A 24,559-nucleotide genomic window follows, 5' to 3' on the forward strand; every position below is an offset into this window, starting at 1 on the left:
CGCCGAGCGTTCAGCCGGCCGGAATGCGCAGCTGCACCGCCTCCGCGCCCTGCCAGTCACTCGAGTCGCCGTCGAACACGAGACGATCGGGCACCGTCGCCCCGGCGAACACGTCGACCGAGCACTCGACGTTCACGACGTTCTTGCCGCCGAACTGGCCGGTCACCCGGTCGGTGCACTTCTCGTAGTCGGAGGGCACGAGCAGCGTGCTGCCGGTGTCGCCGGTCACCGAGTCGAGCGCCGAGATCGACTGCACCGGGCTCGCGCTGTCAGAGCCGTCGAGCAGCACCCACGAGTAGTTGACGTAGTACGGCGTGCCTGCGGTGTCGTCGGCGCTGCCGTTCATCACCTGCACGTCTTTGAGGTCGTCGGCGTCGCCCTTGCGCAGCACTCCCGCCTTGATGGCCAGCGTGCTCGGCCGCAGCGACTGGTCGAGCGTGATCTGCACGACGGCCCACTGGCCGGCCGGCACGACGGTGCCCGCGGGGGTGATGCTGGCCGGGTCGGGCGTGTCGGTGGCGGGTACCGGCGAGGGGCCGCCGAGCGACTCCTCCTGGGCGGTGAGGCCGCTGCCGCCCGAACACCCCGTCAGGGCCGCGAAGGCCGTCAGGGCGACGACCGAGGCGGCCAGAAGACGGGGTCGACGGTTGGGGCGAGGCTGTGCAGAAATGGCTGGTCCTTTCTCACGGTTTCCTTCGATCCTATGGGTGCCCGCAGCGCCTCTGTGGCGTCCTCCCGGGGCACAGCCGCTCGCCCTGTAAGCTGGCCCTCCGCGACGAAGGAGGCAGCGGGCATGGCTAATCTCGTGACCTGGCTGTTCGGCATCGCCGCGCAGGAGCCCGGTGAGTACCGCAAGCTGCGCCGCATGCGCAGCCGCATCTACCGTGTCGTCGCGCCGCTCGAGGCGGAGATCATCCGTTCGCCCGAACCGATACCGTTCGGCGACCTCGACCGCGGCGCCTTCACCCCGGCCCGGCCCGGAACCTCGTGGGGCCACACGCACGACTGCGCCTGGCTTCGTCTGACCGGCAGCATTCCCGAACGGATGCTCGGCGACCCGGCCACGGTCGTGATGCTCGGCATCCGGGGTGAGGCCCTCGTGCACGACGCCGGAGGCCAGGTCATCGACTCGGTGAGCACCGTGTTCCTGCAGGGCGACCTGCCGCACGCCGGGGCCCGGTACCGCCCGCTGCACCACGTCGAGGCCGGCGAACACGGCGCCGTCGAGCTGTACGCCGACGTGAGCTACAACGGTTTTCTGCTCTACGCGATCGGCCGCGGGGTCTACCACGGCGCCAACGTCGCGACCCGCGACGACGAGGCCTTTGCGCTCTACTACGACTACCTCACGCTGCTGGTGCTGGCGCGTGCCACCGACGACACCGCTCTCGAAGCCGAGCTGCGAGGCGCACTCAGAACCGCCTTCGACCGGTTCTCGGCGGGCGACCTGCGCGGCGCGCGCATCGCCCTGCAGCCTGCGCTCGCCGCCCGCTCAGAGAGCGACTTCGTCTACAGCGCCATCGGGCACGGCCACCTCGACATGGCGTGGCTCTGGCCGTTGCGCGAGACCCACCGCAAGGCCGCGCGCACGTACATCCGCGCACTCAACACCATCGAAGAGCACGACGGGTACCTCTACGGCACCAGTCAGCCGCAGCAGCTGCTCTGGATGAAACAGGAGCAGCCCGCCCTCTTCGCCCGCGTGAAGGAGGCGGTCGCGGCGGGGCGCATCGAGCTGCAGGGCTCGTTCTGGGTCGAGACCGACACCAACCTCGCCGGTGGTGAGGCCCTCATCCGCCAGTCACTGGTGGGGCGGCGGTTTCTGAAGGAGGAGTTCGGTCTCGCCGACGACGACCTGCGGTTGTGCTGGCTGCCCGACACGTTCGGCTACAGCGGCAATCTGCCGCAGATCATCTCGAAGAGCGGCATGCAGTGGTTTCAGACCATCAAGCTCGCCTGGAACAAGGTCACCGTCTTTCCGCACCGCAGCTTCGTCTGGAAGGGCATCGACGGCTCGAGCGTTCTGGTGCACATGCCGCCAGAGGGCGACTACAACAGCCGGGGCGCGGCCGACGGGCTGCTGCGCGGGCTCGCCCAGTACCCCGAGAAGGCGATCAACACAGCGCTGCTGGTCTACGGTTCGGGCGACGGCGGAGGCGGCCCGAACGAGGTGCACCTCGAACTCACCGGCCGCGAGCACGACCTGCGCGGCCTGCCACGGGTCGAGTACCGCACGGCGGGCGACTTCTTTCGCGGGCTCGAGCAGAAGGTCGACGATCTCCCCCACACCCACACGGGCGAGCTCTACCTCGAGACCCATCAGGGCACCTACACGACCCAGGCCGCCATCAAGAAGCACGACCGCCTCGCGGGGCGCAGGATGCACGAGGCCGAGGCGCTGGCCGCCATCGTCGGTGACGACAGCACGGTCGTGCTCGAGCCGCACTGGCGCGCCCTGCTGCTCAACAACTTCCACGACATTCTGCCCGGGTCGTCGATCGCCCGCGTGAACCGCGAGGCTGTCGAGGCCTATGAGCACATCGAAGCGGCCGCCGATACCTACATCGCCGCGTTGATCGAGCGCCTGCCGGGTGTACCGCAGGGCGAACCGGATGCAGCCCCTCCCTCGGCGATCAATCTCACCTCGTTCGCGCGCCACGAATTCACGAAGGTGAACGGTCGCTGGTACCGCGCCGATGTCGAGCCGTACGCGGCCGCTCCTCTGACACCGCTCTCGGCGACCGAGCCGCCTGACGCGCCCGACGCAGCCGGCGGCACCCCGCTCTCGTTCGCGCCGGCATTCTCGTTCACCGAGCGAACCCTGTCGAACGGCATCCTCACCCTGCACTTCGCCGCCGACGGCTCCATCGACTCCTGCCTCGACGCCGCCGGGGTCGAGCACTCCGCCCGCGGCCTCAACCGCCTCACCCTGCACCGCGACCCCTACCAGTGGCCGTTCGACGCCTGGGACATCGGGCAGAAGTACACCGCGCGCACCCCCCAGACGCTCAGCCCGAGCCACGTCGACACGACGATCGACGGCCCCACGATCATCCGGAGCCAGACGTACAGCTGGAAGCGGGGGCGGGTCGAGCAGCGCATCGTGCTCGAGGCGGGCAGCGAGCTCGTGCGCTTCGAGACCCGCGTCGACTGGCACGAGAAGCACCGCATGCTGCGCGCAGACTTCTGGCCCGCGCACTACGGCCCCGTGGCGAAGTGCGAGATCCAGTTCGGCCACATCGAACGTGCCACGACCGAACTCGACGCACCGTCGACTGCCCAGTTCGAGGTGTGCGCCCACAAATGGCTGGCCACCTCGAACCCGAACGGCGGGTTCGCCCTGCTCAACGACGGCAAGTACGGCCACCGGGCCAAGAGCGGCCTGATCAGCCTGAACCTGCTGCGCTCGCCCACCTTTCCCGACAAGACCGCCGACCGCGGGTCGCACACCTTCACGTACGCCTTCCGCCCGTTCGCTCCGGATGCCCTGACCGACGTCGTTCGCGACGCGTACCGCCTCAACAACCCCCTGCTCACCGCGCCCGACGTCTCGTTCGGCAGCGTCGCATGGGTCGACCACCCCGGCATCGTCGTCGAGACGCTCAAGCCGGCCGAGAATGGTCGCGGCGTGATCGTGCGGCTGTATGAGAGCCTCGGCGAACCGGTGACGGCCGCGCTCCGAACCACTCTTACGTTTGCCCGCGCGAGCGAGACCGACCTCATCGAGCGAACCGTCGCCCCGGCCGACCTCGACCGGCTCGCGTTCACCCCGTTCGAGATCAAGACGATTCTGTTGGAGAGCTGACCGATGACCACACAGGAAGGCTGAGCCGTGAGCACGCAGACAGCGCCGTCTGCACGCAACCCGTCTGAACGCGTACCGTCGGCACGAACACAGAGCCGGGCCATCGTGACGGCAGGGTTCGGGCAGAACGCCATTCTCACGACGGTCACCACGTTCCTGCTCGTGTACCTGCTGCAGTACGCGCACATCTCCACCACCGGCATTGCGGTGGTCACCACGATCATCGCGGTGGCGAAGATCCTCGATGCCATCAGCGACCCAGTCATGGGCAGCATCATCGACATGACGCGCACGCGCTGGGGCAAGATGCGCCCGTTCATCCTGTTCTCGGCCGCACCCGTCGCGCTGCTGACCGGCCTCCTGTTCACTGTGCCCGCGATCGACGAACCCGCCCAGCTCGTCTACTTCGGCATCGTGTATGTGCTGTGGGGGTTCGCCTACACGGTGTGCGACGTGCCGCTGTGGGGGCTGATCGGCTCGGCGTTCAGCGACCCGGTCGCCCGCAACCGCGTGATCTCTCGGGTGCGTGCGTTCGGCGCCATCTCGCTCGGCATCGCGACGCTCGGCATGCCGTGGCTCGCGCAGGCTCTGAGCTTCGCGCCGGCGGGGGCGGCCGAGGCGACGACGGCGAGCGGATGGTCGCGGGCGGTCTTCGCGATCGCCATCGTCGGCATGGGGCTGTACCTGTTCGCTTTCGTGTTCGGCCGCGAGCGACCGCAGCAGATCGCCAAACCGCGCCTGACGTTCACCCAGCTGTTTCGCGAGCTCTTCCACAACACTCCCCTGCTGATGGTGCTCATCGGCTCGGTGCTGGGCTTCGGGCGATTCATCGTGCAGGCCGGCGGCGCGGTGTTCGTGGTCATCGCGTACGGCAACGCGGGCTACTTCACGTTCATCGGGGCTGCGATCATCCTGGGCCTGGTGATCGCGTCGTTCTTCACCCCCCTTCTGCTGCGGCTGATGTCGGCCCGGCGGCTGATGGTCGGCAGTTCGGTCGCCGGGGCGGTGTTCTACGTGGCGATGTACCTCGTCGGGTACCAGAGCCTCGTCGCACTGGCCGTGTTCATCTTTCTCACCGGCCTCACGCTGGGCGTGTTCGGGGTGGTGCAGGCCACCATGATCGCCGACGCGGTCGACGACGCCGAGGCCCGCACGGGGGTGCGCAACGACGGCATCTCGTTCGCGTCGCTGACGTTCGTGTCGAAGATCATGAACGCGCTGGCGGTGCTGGTCTTCGGGGCGTTCGTGGTGATCGCCGGCTACCAAGACGGCGTGACCGTGACGCCCACGATGCAGAACACGATCTTTCTGTCGATCACCATCGTGCCCGCGATCAGCTGCCTCGCGTCTGCCGTGCCGTTCCTGTTCTACCGGCTGACGGGCACGCATCCGGTCGCTGCCAGCGACGCGACATAAGCTGTACTGGTACCGGCGTGACCGGTGCCCAGACCACAGGCTGAGAAGAGATGATCGAAGAACCGGCGACGACCACTCAGCGCCGAACCGAGGTCGAGCCGCGGCGCTCCGGCGAACTCGCGCGCCCGGCCGCGCGACCCGCCGGCCCCATCGCCGTGTACGACACCGTCACCGAGGGCATGACGGGGTGGCAGTTCCTCCGCACGTGGCGGTGGTTCGGGTTCATCGCCGCGGCCATCCTGTTCGCCGTCGTCTGCGTCTTCCTCGCTCGCTGGCAGTTCGATCGCGGCCAGCAGGCGTCGGCCGACAATGCCATCGTCGCCGCCAACTACTCGGCCGCCCCCGTGCCCATCGACGAGGCCCTGCCGACGCTCGCCTCCTACGACCCGAGCCAGAACTGGCAGCGGGTGAGCGTCACCGGCGACTACCTCACGGCCGACCAGCTCGTCGTGCGCAACCGCTCGAACGGCGGCGACAATGGCTTCGAGGTGATCACTCCTCTGCAACTGAGCGACGGCTCCATCTTCATCGTCGACCGTGGCTGGGTGACCCCGTCGGCCGACGACCCGCTCTCGCCGGCGGCCATACCCGATCCGGCGACGGGAACGGTCACCGTGGTCGTTCACCTGAGGCCGAGCGAGGAGCAGGGCGGAACCGGCGCCCAGAGCGGCAACCAGATCTCGTCGATCACCCTGCCGCGCGTGCAGCAGACGATCGGCGGCGACGTCTACACCGGGGCGTACGGGCTGCTCGACAGCCAGTCGACCGCGGCGCAGCCGGGGCTGCAGCTGCTGCAGACGTCGATGCCCACCGAAGACGTCGGCACCCACTACTCGTATACAGTGCAGTGGCTGTTCTTTGCGCTGATCGGGTTCTTCGGGCTCGGCCTCGCGATGCGTAAGGAGCACCGCCAGCTCAACTCCGACGACCCCGAGGAGCGGCAGCGCGCCACCGAGCGACTGCGCAAGCGCGCGAGCAAGCCGTTCACCGACGAAGAACTCGAAGACGAAGAGATCGACGGCTACCTGCCGCTCACACGCTGGGGAGGCTCAGCCGCCGCGGCCGCGCCGCCGCCGCGCGTCATCCTGCCACCGCAGGCGAAGGCGGCCGAGCGGCCCCCCGGGGTCGAGCCGCCCTCCGGGGTCGAGTAGCCCTCAGACTGAGCGGGCGTCGAGCCAGAACTCCGGCGCCGGCACGAACTCGTCGAGCTCGGCCCACAGGTCGGCCGGCAGCGTCGTCTCGGCCGCCGCGACCGTCGTCGCGATGCGCTCGATCTTGGTCAGGCCGACGGCCGTCGCCGAGATGCGCGGATCGCTCACCGAGAACTGCAGGGCCGCCGTCGCCAGATCGGTTCCGTACCGCCTGCACACCTCGGCCATCTGGGTGACGGCCGTCACGATCTCGGGTGCCGCGGCGGCGTAGCCGTACATCGACGTCGATGTGATCGGCTTGGCGAGCAGACCCCCGCCGTAGACCGCGGCGTTCACGACGGCGACGCCCTGGGCTGCGGCCTGGTCGTAGAGGTCTCCCGCGCTGCGATCCACCAGGGTCCAGCGGTTGTGCGTCAGCAGCGCGTCGAAGACGCCGAGGTCGAGGTATCGAGCCGCCTCGTGCACGTTGCCGAGCGCCACGCCGATGTTCTGCACGCGGCCCTCGGCCTTCAGCTCGACGAGGGCCTCCACTGCGCCGCCCGGCCCCGTCATACGCGCGAAGTCGTGAAACTCGGGGTCGTGCAGGTACACCAGCGGAAGACTGTGGATGCCGAGTCGCTCTTCGCTCTCGTCGAGCGAACGACGAACCCGCTCGGCCGAGTAGTCGGCGTGGGCGCCCGAGATACCGGTGTTCGTGTACGTCATGCCGGTGGGGTCGACCTTCGTGAACACGGTGAAGTCGTCGGGTTTCGGCCCGTGACGACGGATGCCCTCGCCGATCCACTCCTCGTTCTCGCCGTCGCTGTAGGCGTTCGACGTGTCGATCGAGCGGATGGGGCTGTCGAGCAGGGCGGAGATGAACTCGAGTACGTGCTCCTTGTCGACCCGGTAGCCGTACGCCCAGCTCATGTCGCCGAGCGGGGAACCCCCGGCGATCACGGCAGACGTGTGCACCCCGGTCGACCCGAGTTCGCGAATCCAGCCCCGGGCATCCTGCAGTTCCATCTGAATCCGTTCTCGCGTCGTCGCGGCTCCAGGCGAAGCAGCAGGCCCACTTTATGGCGTCGGCTCAGGCGCGACAACCGTCGCACCGCTCGCAGGGCTACGGATGCACGAGAGTGACCAGGCTCGCAATCCTGCCGCCCCGCACGGTGATGATGTCGATGCCGTGCACAACCGGGGCCCCGGGCGGCCCGAACGCCCAGGGCAGGGCACCCGCCTCGGCGCTCTCGTAGACCAGCCCGTCTTCGACGAACACGAAGTCATCGGGCGCGGCGCCGAGCAACGCCTCCGCGGTCTGCTCGATGCCGTCCCACCCCGTCGTGGTGTGCTCAGGGTCGGTGAACACGGCGTCGGGCGCAAAGGCGGCTTCGATCGCGCGGCGCCTCACCGAGGCATCCCGACCGAACACCTCGTGCAGGTTGGCCCTCAGCAGTTCGGCTGTGGTCGGCATCGGCGTCTCCTTCTGACGAGCTGATCGGTCGAAGGATTCACCCTACTTCGCCCGGCCGCCCCGCCGCCACCGCCCTCACCGCAGACCGCCGAGGGCCGCTGAACCTCTCAGCTTCAAGTCGCCCAGACCCGGGTGGGGTGAGCCTGGCTCGGAGGCGGCTCGTATATTCTTTCCCGGGGCCTGCGACGCTGTGTCGGGCCGCGCACAGAAGCTGGCGTGCACAGAACCTCGGGTGCACAGAGACGAATGGAGCGGGATGAGCGACAAGCAGATCTTCGAGTCGAATGGGCTGGCGATCGCCTTCGCCGTCGAAGGGGCGGGCCCCGCGCTCGCGCTGGTGGTCGACCGCGGTTCTGACCTCGACAGCCTGGCCACGCTCTCACACCTCGTCTCCTCGGCCGACTTCCGCATTGTGAGAATCGAGGCGGACGACGCCGGGCAGGTCTTCGCCGTACTCGACCATCTCGACATCGACCACGCCTGGATCGGCGGCCACGGCACCGGCGGAGTCGTCGCGCGCACGGCCGCCATCGAACAGCACGACCGCGTGAACGGCGTACTTCTGCTGGGAGTCGATCAGGATGCCCCAGCGCTGTCAGGCGGCATCCCGGTGCTGGTCGTGCAGGCGACCGACGACGGCGTCACGCCGCCAGCCAACGGTGAGGCGCTGCGAGACTCTGCTCCGGGCCTCGTCAGCGTTGTCACGATCGAGGGCGGCGGCCACCGCTTCCCCGAGACGCGCGCGGGCGAGGCCGCCTGGGCGATCGAGGACTACCTCGACTGGGACTAGCCTCCCAGGATGGGGTTCGGCTTTTCGAAGTGGGCCCTACCGGGATCGAACCGATGACATCCACGGTGTAAACGTGGCGCTCTACCAGCTGAGCTAAAGGCCCCTCACGCCACAGGCGCTCAACAACCCTAGCAGCGCCCGACCGCTTCGACGCTCACGCACCGCCAGGCCGCTTCGACACTCACGCACCGCCAGGCCGCTTCGACACTCACGGGGCGCCCGCACTCGCTCGACGCAAAACCTGCAGCCCCGCCGCGCACCGCCCCTGCGCTCACGCGGCGACCACGCTCTCCTCCTCGACGCGCGACACCGGCCTGCTGTCGTCGACCAGGCGACGCCGCCGCGCGCTCCAGGCGTGCGTGATCAGGATGAACGACACACCGACCGCGGCCCACAGCGCCAGCCGTAGCGCGTCGAACCCGATCGGCTGGCCCGGAAAGTACGTCAGCACCTGCACCGCGTCGAGCCAGGCCGCGCCGTTCCAGAAGGTGTTGAGGCCGGCGAAGAACGGGGGCTGGAAGGGTGCGCTGAAGATTCCGCCGGAGCTGGTGAAGTTCAGCATGACGAACAGCATCGTGAGCACCGGCGTCGTCCACTTGCCGAGCAGGGGATGCAGGCCCACGCCCAGGGCGATGATTCCGAAGTCGTACAGCCACGCGAACAGCCAGATAGGCCACACGTTGCTGCCCAGCACGTGGTACACCGGGCCCGCCACGATGATGCCGATCGCCGAGACGACCCCAGCCACGAGGGCGGCGACCGCGATCCGCCATCGAACCGAGACCCTCGCCGTGACGGCCGCGACGGCGATGGCGCTGGCGTACCCGCCGACACTCAGTGCGACGAGCAGGAAGAAAAGCCCCTGCCCCGTCAGGTCGTTCTGGGGCACAGGCGCGACATCGTCCACCCGCAGCGGCAGGTTCTGCTGGTACGCGATCGGCGCGAAGATCTTCTCGGCAGCCGAGGCAGATGTGTCTGAGGCGGCACTCGCGACGATGAGGGTCGCGTGCGAGGCATCCGTCTCGTAGGCGGCGACGATGTCGCGGTCGCGCACCATGGTCTCGGCGGTGGCATCGTCGGCGACGGTCTGCACGTCGAGCGCGTCGACGGCGCCGTTCGCTATCGTCTGGGCGAACACCATCGACTCGGCGGAGGTGCCGACGATGGCCACCTTCAGGTTGTGCGGCGCCGGGTCGTGAAACGCGCCGAGGTACGCCAGCGCCATGCCTGCCGCGAGAAACAGGGGTATCAGGATGTGCGTGCCGAGCGTCTTCCAGAACGCGGCGGGCAGAAACGGGCTGGCAGTCTTGTGCATCGGGGAGGAGCTCTCGCATCGGGTGTCGACTTGGTGTTGCATTGTGCAACATTGGATCGACGCTACACTGTTGCACTATGCAACGCAAACGGATGCCCGACCGCTCAGCCCTGGTGACCTCCGTGCAGGGCGAGCTCACCACGCTGACCCGCCGCGGCACCGCTCGGGCCCGCAACTCGCATCCGGCCCTCTCTGTCGTCGACCAGTCCCTGCTCGGCTTCATCGAGAGCAACCAGGGTTGCCGCGCCATCGACATCGCCGACCACTTCCACCTGAATCGGTCGACCGTGTCGCGTCAACTGAGGTCGCTGGCGGATGCCCGGCTCATCAGCATGGCGCCCGACCCCGGCTCGACGCGGGGGCAGCCCATCGTCTTGACGCAGCGCGGGGTCGAGGTGCAGGCCGAGGCGGCGGCAGAGGTGCTCGACGCGCTCACCGGCCGACTGGTGGGCTGGACTGACGAGGAGGTGGCGGCGTTCGCCGACATCCTGCGACGCTACAACGCCGAGCCGGCGGCCTAGAAAGCCGAGCCGGCCGGGCGATCCGAGCCGGCGGACTGGAGACTAGGAGCCAGCGGGCTGGAGACTGCGAGCCGACGGACTGGAGAGTCCGAGCCGGCGGCCGATATACCCGGTCAGACCGTGGCGGGCTCGAGCTCGTCGAGGGCCGCGCGGTAGGCCTCGATCGACCGGGGCTCGCCGGGGGCGGTGATGAAGCTCGCGCGGATGATGCCCTTGGTGTCGATCACGAAGGTGGCCCGGTTCGAGAAGCCCTTCGACTCGAGAAAGACGCCGTAGTCTTTGGCGACGTCGCCGTGCGGCCAGAAGTCGGCGAGCAGGTTGAAGTCGAAGCCCTTCTGCTCGCTCCAGGCGCGCAGCGTCGACTTGGAGTCGACCGAGATGCCGATGAGCTCGACGCTCTTGTCGCGGAACATCGCGATGTTGTCTTCGAGAGTACACAGTTCGCCCGTGCAGACGCCCGAGAAGGCGAGGGGGTAGAAGACGAGTACGACGGGCTTGACGCCGCGGAACTGGCTGAGGCGAACCTTCTCGCCGTACTGGTTCGACAGCTCGAAGTCGGGAGCCCAGGTGTCGTTTTCGAGTGCCATCGTGGCGTTTCCTTTCGGCCTGCAGGTACCTTGCCCGCCAGACCCAAGTAGCCAGTGTATTCCTTCGGCGGGCACGAACCTCCCCTGAGGGCATTCGGGGCCATTCAGATTCAGTAGGCTGGAGGATGGTGTGGAATCCGTGAACCGGAGCCACTGAAGTTGAATGATCTCTACAACCCCAAAGAGAGAGGTTGACGTTGGCTGTCAACGACCAAGACCCGTATTCGGTCACGAACATCGATTCCGATCCTGATGAGACCGCCGAATGGGCCGAGTCTCTCGACGCACTGGTGGCCGAGCGGGGCCACGGTCGCGCCCGGGAGATCATGCTGAGCCTTTTGAAGCGCAGCAAGGAGCTGCACCTCGGCGTGCCGATGGTTCCCACCACCGACTACATCAACACGATCGCCACCGAGAACGAGCCCGAGTTTCCCGGCGACGAAGACATCGAGCGCCGCTACCGCGCGTGGATCCGCTGGAACGCGGCCATGCTCGTGCACCGCGCCCAGCGCCCCGGCATCGCTGTCGGCGGCCACATCTCGACCTACGCGTCGAGCGCCAGCCTCTACGAGGTCGGCTTCAACCACTTCTTCCGCGGCCAGGATCACCCGGGTGGCGGAGACCAGATCTTCGTGCAGGGGCACGCCTCGCCCGGCACCTACGCCCGCGCCTTTCTCGAAGGCCGGCTCACCGAGAACCAGCTCGACGGCTTCCGCCAGGAGAAGTCGCACCCGGGCGGCGGCCTGAGCTCGTACCCGCACCCCCGCCTGATGCCGGAGTTCTGGCAGTTCCCGACCGTGTCGATGGGCATCGGCCCGATCAACGCGATCTACCAGGCGCAGGCCAACAAGTACCTCACCAACCGCGGCATCAAAGACGCCTCCGACCAGCAGGTCTGGGCCTTCCTCGGCGACGGCGAGATGGATGAGGTCGAGAGCCGCGGCCAGCTGCAGGTGGCGGCCAACGAGGGCCTCGACAACCTCAACTTCGTCATCAACTGCAACCTGCAGCGCCTCGACGGCCCGGTGCGCGGCAATGGCAAGATCATCCAGGAGCTCGAGAGCTTCTTCCGCGGCGCGGGCTGGAACGTCATCAAGGTGATCTGGGGCCGCGAGTGGGACGACCTGCTCGCCAACGACACCGACGGTGCCCTGCTCAACCTGATGAACCAGACGCCCGACGGCGACTTCCAGACCTACAAGACCGAAGACGGCGCCTACGTTCGCGAGAACTTCTTCGGCCGCGACCCGCGCGCGCTGAAGCTCGTCGAGAACTACACCGACGACCAGATCTGGAGCCTGAAGCGCGGCGGCCACGACTACAACAAGGTCTATGCCGCCTTCAAGGCCGCCAGCGAGCACAAGGGCCAGCCCACGGTCATCCTCGCCCACACCATCAAGGGCTACGGGCTCGGCAAGGCGTTCGCCGGCCGCAACGCCACGCACCAGATGAAGAAGATGACGCTGCCCGACCTGAAGGCGTTCCGCGACGAGATGCGCATTCCGATCACGGATGCCCAGCTCGAGGCCAACGACCACTGGACTCCCCCGTACTACCACCCGGGTGAGGGCGACGAGGCGATCGAGTACATGCACGAGCGCCGCCGCGCGCTCGGCGGCTACGTTCCGGAGCGCCGCACGAAGCACACCGCCATCACGCTGCCCGACGACTCGGCCTACGCCATCATGAAGAAGGGCTCGGGCACGCAGGAGATCGCCAGCACCATGGCCTTCGTTCGCCTGCTGAAAGAGATGACCCGGTCGAAAGACTTCGGCAACCGCGTGGTTCCGGTCATCCCCGACGAGGCCCGCACCTTCGGCATGGATGCGTTCTTCCCGAGCGCGAAGATCTACAACCCGAACGGCCAGCACTACACCAGCGTCGACCGTGACCTGCTGCTCGCCTACAAAGAGAGCCCGCAGGGCCAGATCGTGCACGTCGGCATCAACGAGGCGGGCGCCGTCGCGGCGTTCACCGCCGCCGGTACGTCGTATTCGACCCAGGGCGAGCCGCTCATCCCGGTGTACGTCTTCTACTCGATGTTCGGCTTCCAGCGCACGGGCGACGCCCTCTGGGCCGCCGGCGACCAGATGACCCGCGGGTTCATCATGGGCGCCACCGCCGGTCGCACCACGCTCACCGGCGAGGGCCTGCAGCACGCGGATGGCCACTCCCACCTGCTGGCGTCGACGAACCCGGCCGTGGTGTCGTACGACCCCGCCTACGGGTACGAGATCGGCCACATCGTTCGCTCGGGCCTCGAGCGGATGTACGGCGGCACGCATCCCGAACCGAACGTCATGTACTACCTGACGCTCTACAACGAGCCGATGGTCATGCCGGCCGAGCCGGAGAACGTGGATGCCGAGGGCATCATCAAGGGCATCCACTACCTCAAGGGCGGCCAGGCCGATGGGCCGAAGGCGAACATCCTCGCCTCGGGTGTCGGTGTGCCGTGGGCGCTCGAGGCACAGGAACTGCTCGCGAACGACTGGGGCGTCTCGGCCGACGTGTGGTCGGTCACCAGCTGGACCGAGCTGCGCCGCGACGGGCTGAAGGCCGAGGAGCACAACTTCCTCTACCCGAACGAAGAGCGTCATGTGCCGTACCTGACCGACAAGCTGTCGGGCTCGGCCGGCCCGTTCATCGGTGTCAGCGACTACATGCACGCCGTGCCCGACCAGATCAGGCAGTTCGTGCCCGGCGAATACGCGACGCTCGGCGCCGACGACTTCGGCTTCAGCGACACCCGCGCCGCCGCCCGCCGGTTCTTCAAGATCGACGGCCCCTCGGTTGTGGTGCGTGTGCTCGAGCAGCTCGCCGCCCGCGGTGAGGTCGACGCGAACGCGCCGGCCTGGGCCATCGACAAGTACAGCCTGCACGATGTGGCCGCCGGCACCTCGGGCTCGGCCGGCGGAGAGAGCTGATTCCAGCCCGTCTCATGGCCAGAACGAAAGAACAGACCCTCGCATGGTTGCGAACGGTGTCGGGTGAACTCTCGACAGCGACGATCAAACGACTCGACGAGACGCTTCCCTGGTACGGCGACATGCCACCGGGGAGGCGCTCGGCCGTCGGTCTCGTCGCCCAGGCGGGCATCAAGTCGTTCATCAGCTGGTACGACGACCCCACGACGACCACCTGGATCGCCTCCGACGTCTTCGGCTCGGCCCCGCGCGAGCTGCTGCGGTCGGTGAGCCTGCAGCAGACGCTGCAGCTCATCCGCGTGGTCGTCGAGGTGGTCGAGCAGCGCATCGCCAACGGTGACCAGTCGTTGCGCGAGGCGATCCTGCTCTACTCCCGCGAGATCGCGTTCGCCTCGGCCGATGTCTACGCCCGCGCCGCCGAGGCCCGCGGGCTGTGGGATGCCCGGCTCGAAGCCCTCGTCGTCGACTCCATCCTCTCGGGCGAGTACGACGACGAACTACCGAGCCGTATCGCGGCCCTCGGCTGGCACGGACACGGCGAGGTCAGCGTGCTCGTCGGCACCACGCCCCGGATGCTCGATGTCGACCAGTTGCGGCGAACGGCCCGTCACCTCGCGGCCGACGTCTTGATCGGCGTGCAGGGCGGCAGGCTGGTGCTCGTCATCGGCCGGTCGCAGCCTGCCGTCGGAGCCCCCGACGAGGCCGCGCCCGCCACCCCCGCACCCCCCGCGCTGTCGTTCATGGAGATCGCCGAAGCTCTCGAGCCCGGCTTCGGGCCGGGGCACCTGGTGCTCGGCCACGAGGTGCCGAGCCTCGTCGACGCGTCGCGCAGCGCCAAGGCGGCCCTGGCCGGCTTCGCGGTGGCGAAGTCGTGGCGCAATGCGCCCCGGCCGGTGTACGCCGACGACCTGCTGCCTGAGCGAGCGCTGGCGGGCGACCCGCTGGCCCGGTCCACTCTCGTGAACCGGGTGTACCGGCCTCTGCAAGACCAGAGCCCCGAGCTCATGACCACTCTGTGGTGCTACCTCGACAATGGCCGCTCACTGGAAGGGACCGCGCGGGAGTTGTTCGTGCATCCGAACACCGTGCGCTACCGGCTCAAGCGGGTGTCGCAGGTCATCGGGTGGGACGCGACCGGGGCCCGCGAAGCCCTCATTCTGCAGTCGGCGCTCATTCTCGGCTCGATGAACGAGCCCGAGCCGGGCTCGCGGCGACGGTAGTCGGGTGGCGTGGGGTTTCGATACGCGCTCCGCGCTACTCAACCAGCAGGCCCGCGGGTTGAGTAGGTCGAAGACCGTATCGAAACCCACAACGATCTGTGACTACCTTCGTCAGAAAACGACACCGAATTCTGCTCGACTCTTGAAAGACTGAACCAATGATTGTGATCGTCTGCCCGGGCCAGGGCTCCCAGACCCCCGGATTCCTCGAACCGTGGGTGGCCGAGCCCTGGTTTCGCGAGCACCTGGGTGCTCTCTCCGACCAGGCGAAGATCGACCTGCTGGCGCACGGCACAACCAGCGACGCCGACACCATCCGCGACACCAAGATCGCCCAGCCGCTCATCGTGGCGGCCGGGCTGCTGACCCTGCGCGCCCTGCTCGACGACGGGCGCGCCTCGTTCGTCGGCGGTGTGGCTGGCCACTCCGTGGGCGAGATCACGGCCGCGCAGGCGGCCGGAATCCTGAGTGAGAGCGATGCGATGAGCTTCGTCGCGGAACGCGGCGCCGCCATGGCCGAGGCCGCAGCGCTCACCCCGACCGGCATGAGCGCCGTCGTCGGCGGAGACGAGGCCGAACTTCTCGCCGTGCTCGACTCGCTCGGCCTGTCGCCCGCCAACTTCAACGGCGGCGGCCAGCTGGTGGTCGCCGGCGAGCTTCCCGCGCTCGAGCAGCTGAAGGAGCGCGCGCCGCGCGGTGCCCGCGTCATTCCGCTGCAGGTCGCCGGGGCCTTCCACACCGCCTACATGCAGCCGGCCGTCGAGCGCCTGACCGCCGTCGCCGCCGAGCTCACCCCGCACGACCCGGTTCTGCCCATCTGGACCAACCGCGACGGCGGCATCGTCGACTCCGGCGCCGACTTCGTGAAGCTCCTCGTCGGCCAGGTCTCGTCGCCGGTGCGCTGGGATCGCTGCATGGAGGCGTTCACGGCCGCCGGCGTCACGGGTATCATCGAAGTCGCTCCGGCCGGGGCGCTCACCGGGCTCGCCAAACGCGGGCTGAAGGGCGTTGCGAGCGTGGCCGTCAAGACCCCGGATGACCTGCCGAACGCCATCGAGCTGCTGACCTCTGCCTGACCCGACACCTGCCTGACCCGACCTCCGCCTGACCCGACACCTGCCTGACCCGACACCTGCCTGATCCGCCTCCGGCTACCGACTCCTGCCGGCACCGCCGCCGCTCCATCCGCACCCTCACCCACGCACCGCCGCCCGAAGCAGCAAGGAACCCGATGACTCGCCCCGTACTCCAGCAATCGCACGGCCCCGAGTTCACGCGCATCTATGCGATGGGCGCGGCCCGCGGCGACGTCGTGGTGAGCAACGACGAGCTGGTCGAGGCGATCGACTCGTCAGACGAGTGGATTCGCAAGCGCACCGGCATCATCGAGCGCCGCCGCGCGCCGAAGGAGGTGTCGGCGGTCGACCTCGCCACCATCGCCGGGCGCGAAGCCATCGAGAAGGCCGGCCTCACCGGGGCGCAGATCGGTGCGGTCATCGTGTCGACCATCAGCAACCCGGTCGTGACGCCGTCGATCTCCACCCTCGTCGCCGAGAATCTCGGGGCCGGCACCGCCGCCGCCTACGACGTCGAGGCCGCCTGCGCCGGTTACGCCTACGGCATCGCCCAGGCCGATGCGCTGGTGCGCGCGGGGGTCGCCGAGTACGTGCTCGTCATCGGCGCCGAGAAACTCTCCGACTTCGTCGACCCCACCGACCGCTCCATCTCGTTCCTGCTCGGCGACGGCGCCGGCGCGGCCGTCGTGGGGCCGAGTGACTTCCCCGGCATCTCGCAGTCGATCCTCGGCTCAGACGGCTCGAAGTGGGGCACCATCAAGATGAGCGGCACCTATGTGGGCTACCGCAACGGTGAGAACGAGTGGCCGACCCTGTCGCAGGAGGGCCAGACGGTGTACCGCTGGGCCGTGTGGGAGATGGCGAAGGTCGCGCAGCAGGCGCTCGACGCCGCCGGAATCACCGCCGACGACCTCACCGCGTTCATTCCGCACCAGGCGAACATGCGCATCATCGACGAGTTCGCGAAGGTGCTGAAGCTGCCCGAGTCTGTGCTCATCGGGCGTGACATCGCCACGACGGGCAACACGTCGGCGGCGTCGATCCCCCTCGCCACGCACCGGCTGCTCGAAGAGCATCCCGAGGCATCCGGAGGCCTGTCGTTGCAGATCGGCTTCGGCGCCGGCCTCGTGTTCGGCGCCCAGGTGGTCGTTCTGCCCTGACCGGCGCTTCGCCACCCACCGCGCGCGGTGCACAACGCCGTCGCCGCCCCTGACCTAAACTGAATGTCGCCTCAAATGACACCCAAGGAGAAAACAAAAATGGCATTGTCCACCGAAGAAGTACTTGCCGGCCTGGCCGAGCTCATCAATGACGAGACCGGTATCGCTGCCGACACGGTCGAGCTGGACAAGTCGTTCACCGATGACCTCGACATCGACTCCATCTCGATGATGACCATCGTCGTCAACGCCGAAGAGAAGTTCGACGTCAAGATTCCCGACGAAGAGGTCAAGAACCTCAAGACCGTCGGCGACGCCGTCACCTTCATCACCAACGCCCAGGCCTGAGGCTCACCACAGCTCACGCCGGCACGGTATGGACGACCGGGGCGCGCCTTCTGGCAGCCCCGGTCGTTTCACAGTGCCCAGTGGTACCGAACAGTAGTTCTCGTGCAGATCGCAGTTCGGCCGTTCACCTGATGTACAGAAAGCTCTTCTCATGACCAAACGAATCGTCGTCACCGGTATCGGTGCCACCTCTCCCCTGGGCGGCACGGCCGAAGAGAGCTGGCAGGCACTGCTCTCCGGCGTCTCCGGAGCTCGCACGATCGAGGCCGAGTGGGTCGAGAAGTGGCAGATTCCCATCACCTTCGCCGGCCAGGCCGTCGTGCCGTCGGCCGACGTGCTGACCCGCCAGGAGACCAAGCGGCTCGACCCGAACAGCCAGTTCGCCCTGACCGCCGCCCGTGAGGCCTGGGCCGACGCCGGAGCACCCGAGGTCGAACCCGAGCGCCTCGGCGTCGACTGGGCCACCGGCATCGGTGGGCTGTGGACCCTGCTCGACGCGTGGGACACGCTGCGCGAGCGCGGCCCGCGCCGCGTGCTGCCGATGACCGTTCCGATGCTCATGCCGAACGGCGGAGCGGCCGCGATCAGCATGGATCTGGGCGCCCGCGCCTTCAGCCGCACCGACGTCTCGGCGTGTGCGTCGAGCACCGAGTCGATCGCGAACGCGTTCGACCACATCCAGGCCGGTCTGGCAGACATCGTCGTGGCGGGCGGCTCTGAGGCGTGCATCCACCCGCTGCCGATCGCTTCGTTCGCGGCCATGCAGGCCCTGTCCAAGCGCAACGACGACCCCGCCCACGCTTCACGGCCCTACGACGTCACCCGCGACGGTTTCGTGCTCGGCGAGGGCGGCGCGGCCGTGGTGCTCGAGACCTACGAGCACGCCGTCGCTCGGGGCGCGCGCATCTACGCCGAGCTGCTCGGCGGTTCGGTCACCAGCGACGCCTACCACATCACGGCGCCCGACCCCGAGGGCTCGGCCGCGGCCCGTGCCATGATCGCGGCGATCACCAATGCCGGCTACTCGGTCGCCGACGTTGCGCACGTCAACGCGCACGCCACCTCGACCCCGGTCGGCGACATCGCGGAGTACAACGCGCTGCGCCGCGTGTTCGGCGAAGCCGTCGAGGGCATTCCGGTGTCGGCGACCAAGGCCTCCACCGGGCACCTGCTCGGCGGTGCGGGCGCCATCGAGGCCGTCTTCGTCATCAAGGCCCTGTCTGAGCGCCTCGCGCCGCCCACCATCAACCTCACCGAGCAAGACCCCGAGATTCGTCTCGACGTCGTCACCGAGCCGCGCACCCTGCCCGACGGCGACCTGCTCGCCATCAGCAACTCCTTCGGCTTCGGCGGCCACAACGCCGTGGCGGCCTTCAAGACGGTCTAGCCCGCCCCTCTACCCCCTGCGCCCCTCAGCGCGTCAGCCGACCGAGTGCAGCCAGACGACGGGGGCGAAGTCGCTCGCGTAACGGAAGGGCTCCAGCTCGTCGTCCCAGGCCTGCCCGAGGGCCAGGCGCAGCTCGCGGTGCAGCTCGAGCGCGTTGGTTCCCGCCTCCTCCATGGCCGCGCGAATGCGGTCTTCGGGAATGACCGTGTTGCCCGCACTGTCGGTCTGGGCGAAGAAGATGCCGAGGTCGGGGGTGTGCATCCAGCGCCCGCCGTCACGACCGGGCGCCGGGTCTTCGGTGACCTCATACCGAAGGTGCTCCCAGCCGCGCAGGGCCGAGGCGATGGCGGCGCCGGTGCCGGCGGCGCCCTCCCAGTAGAACTCGGCACGCTGTGAGCCGCGCAACACCGGCTGTTCGATCCAGGTGAAGTTCACGGCACGACCAATGGCGCGACCTGCGGCCCACTCGACGTGGGGGCAGAGCGCGCGGGGAGCGGAGTGGACGTAGACCACTCCGCGTGCGACTGATGCGACCATGTGTTTTCTCCATTCGTGAGGTACGTCTTCCCCAACGACCTGTGAATGGATGCTCGCGCATGGCCCGAACGTATTGAGTTGTGCGGCACAGCCAAAGCTGCTCGCGTGGCGGCTCACGCCGGCATCACCAGTATGACGGCGCGACGGGCAAATCACAAGGTTGTAACTCGGTGCTTTGTATACTCGGTAGAGCTTTGGCACGACCGCCCGGAGTTCTGCGGCAGAGAGGATGGCCCGACCCATGTCTGTGCGCGCGAGCATCCTGGCGGTGCTGACCCTCGGTCAGGCGTACGGGCTGCAGCTGCACGCCGAGATCGAGGCCCGCACCGCCCGGCCCGACCAGATCAATGTGGGGCAGATCTACTCCACCCTGGCGCGGCTGAAGGCATCGGGCCTGGTCGATTCGCCCGCCACGACGGCCGACGGCCTGCCCCTCTACCAGCTGACTCCGGATGGCCGCGACGAGGCCGAGCTCTGGCTGGCGTCGGCGGGCCCGGCGTCGGCGGCCGGCTTCGTCGACATGGTGCAGCACGTGCTGCTGGCCGCCTCCCTGCCTGGTCGCTCGCCGTCGGCCCTCTGTGCGGCCTACCGTGCCGCGTGGGCCGCAGTGGATGCTCGGCCCTCCTCATCCGCCCCGTCGGCGGGCTCCCCCGCCGCACCCACTCCAGCCGCCGCCCCGCCCGCCGCCGCCTCGCCCGCCGCGCTGACGGCGTCGGCCGCTCCAGCCACCGCCTCGCCCGCCGCGCTGGCGGCGTCGGCCGACCGGCTCGTCGCCGCGGCCGCCCTGGCCTGGCTCGATGAGCTGGAGGCGCAGCCGCCCGCTCCGTCGCCTCTCGGCTCCGTGCGGCCGCGGCGTGGTCGTAGGCCCGCAGCGCTCAGTGTGTGACCAGGCGCTGACGACTACAATCTTCGCGCGGGTGAGGGCGCTGACGGGAGTCGCGCTGTAACACCACGTTCGCGGGATGCGGGAGCTGACCGGAGTCGCGGTCTGGTACCGCCGCCCTCAGGCCGGGATGAGGGTGCGGTTGTACTCGCGGGCGACGGCCTTGGCGCCGCGTGCGCTGAGCACGAGACTGTAGTGGTTGACGTTCGGTACCTCGACGAACTCGACCCACGAAAACTCCGCTTGCCATGCTGCGATCTCGCGCGGGCTGTAGACGCCCGGGGTCTCGTTCAGCAGTCCACGCGCCGCCGTCAGCACGGTGACGCGGGGGCGTGGTGACGTCGTGGTGCCGTTGCCTGCGCCCGGATGGCCGGGAGACTCGCTGTCACCATTCGCTCCGGCGGCGCCCGTGCCGCCACCCGCACCGGCCGCGACCCCATCGCCACCCGCACCGGCCGCGCCCATGCCGCCACCCGCACCGGCCGCAGCCATGCCGCCACCCGCACTTGCCGCGCCCATGCCGCCACCCGCACCTGCCGCGGCGAGGGCCGCGAGAATGGCGTGGCTGCCGTAGAGCTCGCGCGCATCCGCCTCGATGGCCTCGCGTGACGAGACGGGGCGGTACTGCAGCGAACCGTCGGCGGCGATGGTCTCGGTGAGGTCGTAGTCGGCCATTACGCCGAGCTCGTCGCTCCACGAGGCGGCGAAGCCCGGGTGCAGCCGCCAGAATTTGCGGTAGATCTGCTTGCTCGTGAACGTCAGCTCGGTGCGGCGGGCCACGGCGACTCCCATCACGGCCTCGACCAGGTCGTCGTCGCGCAGGTTCAGCGGAACGGTGAGCGGCAGCCCGCCGTCAGCCAGGATGGCCCGCCCGAACAGCTGCGGTGCCTCTCGCAGGGCCGCGACCGCGACGAACGCGCCGAGCGAGTGGCCGATGAGCGTGGCTGGTGACGCCTCGGGGGTCAGTCGCAGCGCGGCGACGACGGCCAGGAGGTCGGCGACGTGCCCGGCGATTCCGTACGGGCCGGGCAGGTCGGCGCTGCGCCCCCGGCCGCGCAGGTCGGGCGCGATGATGCGCGCGTGCGGAAGCTGTGCGGCGAGGTGCTGCCACGAGAGATGCGACCCGGTCATTCCGTGCAGCGCGACGATCAGCGGCACCTCGTCGCCGCCAGGGGTGAACCCTGCGCGGCCAGCGTCACCGGCCGCGAACCCCGCGCGGCCAGCGTCACCGGGCGCGTACCCCGCGCGGCCAGCGTCACCAGGCGCGAACCCGTCGGGCCGCCACTCGGCGACGCGCAGCAGGCCGCCGGCGACGGGGATGTCATGGGTCAGGTATGTCATTGCTGTCGCCTTCACGAAATGCCCGGCCGAAAGAGCGCAGCACTGCGCCGTAGCACTGCGCCCGCACTGCGATGCGGCTCTGCGCCCTAAGCACAGCGCCACAGCACAGCGCCACAGCATCACGCCACAGCACCGCACCACGTCAATCGGTCGGTAGAACTCTCCCCTACGGCCCGGTCTTCTCACCCAGCCCCGAACCGCTGCTGCAACGATAGTTGCCGTACGGCAACGAGTCAATCCTGTTGTGACAATTCGTCGACTGTGCGTCGTTCGCAGACCACCGCCCGGCACCCTGTATCGTGGAGGGGCGGCGACAGCACCCTCGGTGCCGCTCAGGGGCGTTAGCTCAGCTGGTTAGAGCAGCGGACTCATAATCCGTCGGTCGCGGGTTCAAGTCCCGCACGCCCCACCTGTGCAGCAGAGGCTTCGTGCGTCGTGGCCAGCTCGTGGGCCGCGACCGCCTCGGCCGCGAGTTCTGCGTCGAGGGCGGCCGTGTCGACCTCGGAGGCGCCTCGGTAGAGCTGCTCGAAGGTCATGATGGTGCGCTGCAGGTCGTGCGCCTCGATGTACTTCAGCGACGCGCGCTTGAACGCGTCGAGCTCGTCTTGGGGCAGGCGCAGCAGCAGTTCGATCTTGTCGGCGAGCTGCTGGGCATCCCCCGGCTCGAAGAGGTAGCCGTTCTGGCCGTCTTTGACGAGGTGCGGCAGCGCCATGGCGTTGGCGGCGACGACGGGCAGGCCCGAGGCCATCGCCTCCATGGTCGCGATGCTCTGCAGCTCGGCGATCGACGGCATGGCGAACAGGGTCGCGCGGGTGTACGAGGCGCGCAGTTCTTCTTCGGTGACGTAGCCGGTGAAGTGCACGCGGTCGGAGAGGCCGAGCGACTTCACCTGGTTCTCGAGCTTCTGCAGCAGGTCGCCGCCGCCGACGATGTCGAGCTTGACGTCGAGGTCGGCGGGCACGAGGCCGACGGCCTTGATCAGCACATCGATCTGCTTCTCGCCCGTGACGCGACCGACGAACAGGATGCGGTTCTCGGTGCGGGGGGTGAAGTCGGGCGTGTAGTTGTCGGCGTCGATGCCGCACGAGATGGCGAGCACGCCGTCGAGCCCAGTGTACTTCTCGAGGAAGTCGGCGGCGCTCTGGGTGGGGGTGGTGACCACGTCGGCCCGCCCGAAGGTGCGCTTCGCGGCGCGCCAGGCCATGCCCACCGCCTTCTCCTGCCACGACTTCGGCAGCAGGGTGAACTCGAGCAGGTTCTCGGGCATGAAGTGGTTGGTGCCGATGATGCGCACTCCCCCGCGCTTGCGGGCCGCGATCGAGAGCCCCCGGCCGACGATGATGTGCGACTGGAAGTGCACGACGTCGGGGTCGACCTGTTCGAGGATGCGGTCGGAGTTCTTGTTGATGAACCACGGCTCAGACCAGCGCAGCCAGTCGTGCGGGTACCAGCGGTAGCTGCGCAGCCGGTGCACCGTGATGTCTTGCCCGTCGTACTCTTCGACCCAGGTGCCGTGCTTGCGCGATGCGGCGGGGGCGACGACGTGCACGTCGTGGCCGCGGGCGGCGAGGCCTGAGGCGAGACGCTGCGAGAAGCGCGCACTGCCGTTCACGTTGGGCGAGAACGTGTCGGCGCCGATGACGACTTTCAGGGGCTTCGCGGGGCCTGCGGGTACAGCAGCAGGGTCGGTTCCGGAAGTAGCTGGCAAGTGAGGGCTCCTAGTGCTCGCTCTGAGGATGGTATTTGGACAGACCGAACACACCCAGTATCGCCAAGATTCCTGTCAATACAAAGCCGACGAGCGCAACCGGCGGCGCCTGCGACGCCTCGCCGAGCACCGCGATGCCGATTCCGACCGCCACCATGGGGTCGATGACGGTGAGCCCGGCGATGACGAGATCGGGTGGGCCGAGCGTGTAGGCCGTCTGAATGAGGTACGCCCCCGCGGCCGACCCCACGATCATCCCGAGCAGGCAGATCAGCGTCAGCCACTCGAAGTCGCCCTGCTGCAGGCGGCTGATGACGACCTTCGCGAGGGTGGCCACGAAGCCGTAGATGACCCCGGCGCCCACGATGTAGGCGAACGCCTTCATGCGCTTTCTGAACAGCGCGAACGCCACGACGAACACGACGAGAACGATGCCCATGATGCTGACGATGGTTTCGAGCTGCTGGTCGCTGACGGGCGTGTCGACGGCGCTGAAGGCGGCGATGAGCACGAACAGGCCCACACCGCCGACGCACATGACGATGGAGATGACGGATGCCCGGTTGAGCTTCGAGTGCGACACCCGTGAGTTCAGGATGGCCGTGATCACGAGCGCGACGGCACCGAGCGGCTGCACCACGATGAGCGGCGAGAAGCTGAGACTGCCGAGCTGGAAGACGATGGCCGCGCCGAGCATGAGCGTTCCGAACACCCAGGAGGGGCGGCGGAAGAGCGCGCCCAGCTGCTTCGGAGCAAGGCCGCCGGTGACCTGCTGGCTGCGCGCCTCGACCTTCTTGACGCCGCTGTGCTGCAGCTGCGCGCCGAACGACAGGAACACGGCGCCGATGAGGGCGATGGGGATACCGATGAACTGTGCGGGGTTCAGGCTCAGCTCTGCGGAGGCCATCACGAGGTCGGAGGACACGTGTCGAC

At 68.5% G+C, this 24,559-nt stretch carries 21 protein-coding genes and 2 tRNA genes; 13 read left to right on the plus strand and 10 right to left on the minus strand.

Going from position 1 to position 24,559, the window contains the following annotated elements; genetic code table 11:
- Positions 1–10: 10 nt before the first annotated feature.
- Positions 11–472, minus strand: a complete 462-nt coding sequence (locus V3W46_RS12105) for a hypothetical protein (protein ID WP_331783376.1) — start codon at positions 470–472, stop codon at positions 11–13.
- Positions 473–793: 321 nt separating this feature from the next.
- Between V3W46_RS12105 and V3W46_RS12110 the strand changes: the two genes are divergently transcribed.
- Genes V3W46_RS12110 through V3W46_RS12120 form a run of 3 tightly spaced genes read left to right on the plus strand, consistent with a single transcriptional unit; the run spans position 794 to position 6,372 of the window.
- A complete protein-coding gene (locus V3W46_RS12110; protein WP_331783377.1) occupies positions 794–3,805 on the plus strand; it encodes an alpha-mannosidase in 3,012 nt (1,003 codons plus the stop codon).
- 27 nt (positions 3,806–3,832) lie between these two features.
- Positions 3,833–5,221: an MFS transporter gene (locus tag V3W46_RS12115; protein WP_331783378.1), complete on the plus strand. Its 1,389-nt coding sequence runs from the start codon at positions 3,833–3,835 to the stop codon at positions 5,219–5,221.
- Positions 5,222–5,271: 50 nt separating this feature from the next.
- Positions 5,272–6,372 (plus strand): SURF1 family cytochrome oxidase biogenesis protein, encoded by a 1,101-nt coding sequence (locus V3W46_RS12120; RefSeq protein ID WP_331783379.1) that lies wholly within the window; start codon positions 5,272–5,274, stop codon positions 6,370–6,372.
- A 3-nt stretch (positions 6,373–6,375) separates the two neighbouring features.
- On the opposite strand, the gene V3W46_RS12125 is transcribed toward V3W46_RS12120, so the two are convergent.
- Both V3W46_RS12125 and V3W46_RS12130 read right to left on the minus strand, forming a co-directional pair.
- Complete coding sequence (locus V3W46_RS12125; protein WP_331783380.1) at positions 6,376–7,377, minus strand: aldo/keto reductase; 1,002 nt, start codon at positions 7,375–7,377, stop codon at positions 6,376–6,378.
- 97 nt (positions 7,378–7,474) lie between these two features.
- On the minus strand, positions 7,475–7,825 hold the full coding sequence (locus tag V3W46_RS12130; RefSeq protein WP_331783381.1) for a nuclear transport factor 2 family protein: 351 nt from the start codon (positions 7,823–7,825) through the stop codon (positions 7,475–7,477).
- A gap of 256 nt (positions 7,826–8,081) precedes the next feature.
- On the opposite strand from V3W46_RS12130, the gene V3W46_RS12135 reads away from it, so the two are divergent.
- A complete protein-coding gene (locus V3W46_RS12135; protein ID WP_331783382.1) occupies positions 8,082–8,615 on the plus strand; it encodes an alpha/beta fold hydrolase in 534 nt (177 codons plus the stop codon).
- A 30-nt stretch (positions 8,616–8,645) separates the two neighbouring features.
- On the opposite strand, the gene V3W46_RS12140 is transcribed toward V3W46_RS12135, so the two are convergent.
- Positions 8,646–8,718 (minus strand) — tRNA-Val (locus V3W46_RS12140).
- A 168-nt stretch (positions 8,719–8,886) separates the two neighbouring features.
- Entirely contained in the window at positions 8,887–9,930 is a 1,044-nt protein-coding gene (locus V3W46_RS12145; RefSeq protein ID WP_331783383.1) for a hypothetical protein, read from the minus strand.
- A 77-nt stretch (positions 9,931–10,007) separates the two neighbouring features.
- Between V3W46_RS12145 and V3W46_RS12150 the strand changes: the two genes are divergently transcribed.
- A complete protein-coding gene (locus V3W46_RS12150) occupies positions 10,008–10,451 on the plus strand; it encodes a MarR family winged helix-turn-helix transcriptional regulator (protein WP_331783384.1) in 444 nt (147 codons plus the stop codon).
- A gap of 113 nt (positions 10,452–10,564) precedes the next feature.
- Here V3W46_RS12150 and V3W46_RS12155 read toward each other — a convergent pair whose 3' ends face one another.
- A complete protein-coding gene (locus V3W46_RS12155; protein ID WP_331783385.1) occupies positions 10,565–11,038 on the minus strand; it encodes a peroxiredoxin in 474 nt (157 codons plus the stop codon).
- Positions 11,039–11,235: 197 nt separating this feature from the next.
- On the opposite strand from V3W46_RS12155, the gene aceE reads away from it, so the two are divergent.
- From aceE to V3W46_RS12185, 6 genes are all read left to right on the plus strand, one after another.
- Positions 11,236–13,965 (plus strand): pyruvate dehydrogenase (acetyl-transferring), homodimeric type, encoded by a 2,730-nt coding sequence (gene aceE / locus V3W46_RS12160; protein ID WP_331783403.1) that lies wholly within the window; start codon positions 11,236–11,238, stop codon positions 13,963–13,965.
- 14 nt (positions 13,966–13,979) lie between these two features.
- Entirely contained in the window at positions 13,980–15,185 is a 1,206-nt protein-coding gene (locus V3W46_RS12165) for a PucR family transcriptional regulator (RefSeq protein ID WP_331783386.1), read from the plus strand.
- Positions 15,186–15,343: 158 nt separating this feature from the next.
- Positions 15,344–16,261: an ACP S-malonyltransferase gene (locus V3W46_RS12170; RefSeq protein ID WP_331783387.1), complete on the plus strand. Its 918-nt coding sequence runs from the start codon at positions 15,344–15,346 to the stop codon at positions 16,259–16,261.
- A gap of 155 nt (positions 16,262–16,416) precedes the next feature.
- Complete coding sequence (locus V3W46_RS12175) at positions 16,417–17,421, plus strand: beta-ketoacyl-ACP synthase III (RefSeq protein ID WP_331783388.1); 1,005 nt, start codon at positions 16,417–16,419, stop codon at positions 17,419–17,421.
- A gap of 99 nt (positions 17,422–17,520) precedes the next feature.
- Entirely contained in the window at positions 17,521–17,769 is a 249-nt protein-coding gene (locus V3W46_RS12180) for an acyl carrier protein (RefSeq protein ID WP_116283255.1), read from the plus strand.
- A 151-nt stretch (positions 17,770–17,920) separates the two neighbouring features.
- On the plus strand, positions 17,921–19,156 hold the full coding sequence (locus tag V3W46_RS12185) for a beta-ketoacyl-[acyl-carrier-protein] synthase family protein (RefSeq protein ID WP_331783389.1): 1,236 nt from the start codon (positions 17,921–17,923) through the stop codon (positions 19,154–19,156).
- Between the two features lie 33 nt (positions 19,157–19,189).
- Here V3W46_RS12185 and V3W46_RS12190 read toward each other — a convergent pair whose 3' ends face one another.
- Positions 19,190–19,693: a DUF3145 domain-containing protein gene (locus V3W46_RS12190; protein WP_331783390.1), complete on the minus strand. Its 504-nt coding sequence runs from the start codon at positions 19,691–19,693 to the stop codon at positions 19,190–19,192.
- Positions 19,694–19,934: 241 nt separating this feature from the next.
- Here V3W46_RS12190 and V3W46_RS12195 point away from each other — a divergent pair, with 241 nt between their 5' ends.
- On the plus strand, positions 19,935–20,579 hold the full coding sequence (locus V3W46_RS12195) for a PadR family transcriptional regulator (RefSeq protein WP_331783391.1): 645 nt from the start codon (positions 19,935–19,937) through the stop codon (positions 20,577–20,579).
- Between the two features lie 117 nt (positions 20,580–20,696).
- Here the strand turns inward: V3W46_RS12195 and V3W46_RS12200 are convergent, their stop codons facing one another.
- Positions 20,697–21,917, minus strand: a complete 1,221-nt coding sequence (locus V3W46_RS12200) for an alpha/beta fold hydrolase (RefSeq protein ID WP_331783392.1) — start codon at positions 21,915–21,917, stop codon at positions 20,697–20,699.
- Between the two features lie 335 nt (positions 21,918–22,252).
- On the opposite strand from V3W46_RS12200, the gene V3W46_RS12205 reads away from it, so the two are divergent.
- A tRNA-Ile gene (locus tag V3W46_RS12205) sits at positions 22,253–22,326 on the plus strand.
- On the opposite strand, the gene V3W46_RS12210 is transcribed toward V3W46_RS12205, so the two are convergent.
- Positions 22,286–23,680, minus strand: a complete 1,395-nt coding sequence (locus tag V3W46_RS12210) for a glycosyltransferase (RefSeq protein WP_331783404.1) — start codon at positions 23,678–23,680, stop codon at positions 22,286–22,288. The two genes, V3W46_RS12205 and V3W46_RS12210, sit on opposite strands and share 41 nt — an antisense overlap.
- The gene (locus V3W46_RS12215) at positions 23,637–24,551 is read right to left on the minus strand and encodes a DMT family transporter (protein WP_331783393.1); all 915 of its coding nucleotides are present in this window, start codon (positions 24,549–24,551) and stop codon (positions 23,637–23,639) included. Before V3W46_RS12215 ends, V3W46_RS12210 begins: the two co-directional genes overlap by 44 nt.
- Between the last annotated feature and the right edge of the window lie 8 nt (positions 24,552–24,559).

It is taken from the genome of Subtercola sp. YIM 133946 (genome assembly GCF_036553535.1).
In the GTDB taxonomy this organism is placed as follows: domain Bacteria; phylum Actinomycetota; class Actinomycetes; order Actinomycetales; family Microbacteriaceae; genus Subtercola.

Excerpts from the sequence above, each read along its gene's own strand:
- V3W46_RS12110 (WP_331783377.1), top strand. The coding sequence starts at position 794 with ATGGCTAATCTCGTGACCTGGCTGTTCGGCATCGCCGCGCAGGAGCCC.
- V3W46_RS12120 (WP_331783379.1), top strand. The coding sequence starts at position 5,272 with ATGATCGAAGAACCGGCGACGACCACTCAGCGCCGAACCGAGGTCGAG.
- V3W46_RS12125 (WP_331783380.1), bottom strand. The coding sequence starts at position 7,377 with ATGGAACTGCAGGATGCCCGGGGCTGGATTCGCGAACTCGGGTCGACC.
- V3W46_RS12130 (WP_331783381.1), bottom strand. The coding sequence starts at position 7,825 with ATGCCGACCACAGCCGAACTGCTGAGGGCCAACCTGCACGAGGTGTTC.
- V3W46_RS12135 (WP_331783382.1), top strand. The coding sequence starts at position 8,082 with ATGAGCGACAAGCAGATCTTCGAGTCGAATGGGCTGGCGATCGCCTTC.
- V3W46_RS12145 (WP_331783383.1), bottom strand. The coding sequence starts at position 9,930 with ATGCACAAGACTGCCAGCCCGTTTCTGCCCGCCGCGTTCTGGAAGACG.
- V3W46_RS12150 (WP_331783384.1), top strand. The coding sequence starts at position 10,008 with ATGCAACGCAAACGGATGCCCGACCGCTCAGCCCTGGTGACCTCCGTG.
- V3W46_RS12155 (WP_331783385.1), bottom strand. The coding sequence starts at position 11,038 with ATGGCACTCGAAAACGACACCTGGGCTCCCGACTTCGAGCTGTCGAAC.
- V3W46_RS12165 (WP_331783386.1), top strand. The coding sequence starts at position 13,980 with ATGGCCAGAACGAAAGAACAGACCCTCGCATGGTTGCGAACGGTGTCG.
- V3W46_RS12170 (WP_331783387.1), top strand. The coding sequence starts at position 15,344 with ATGATTGTGATCGTCTGCCCGGGCCAGGGCTCCCAGACCCCCGGATTC.
- V3W46_RS12175 (WP_331783388.1), top strand. The coding sequence starts at position 16,417 with ATGACTCGCCCCGTACTCCAGCAATCGCACGGCCCCGAGTTCACGCGC.
- V3W46_RS12180 (WP_116283255.1), top strand. The coding sequence starts at position 17,521 with ATGGCATTGTCCACCGAAGAAGTACTTGCCGGCCTGGCCGAGCTCATC.
- V3W46_RS12185 (WP_331783389.1), top strand. The coding sequence starts at position 17,921 with ATGACCAAACGAATCGTCGTCACCGGTATCGGTGCCACCTCTCCCCTG.
- V3W46_RS12190 (WP_331783390.1), bottom strand. The coding sequence starts at position 19,693 with ATGGTCGCATCAGTCGCACGCGGAGTGGTCTACGTCCACTCCGCTCCC.
- V3W46_RS12195 (WP_331783391.1), top strand. The coding sequence starts at position 19,935 with ATGTCTGTGCGCGCGAGCATCCTGGCGGTGCTGACCCTCGGTCAGGCG.
- V3W46_RS12200 (WP_331783392.1), bottom strand. The coding sequence starts at position 21,917 with ATGACATACCTGACCCATGACATCCCCGTCGCCGGCGGCCTGCTGCGC.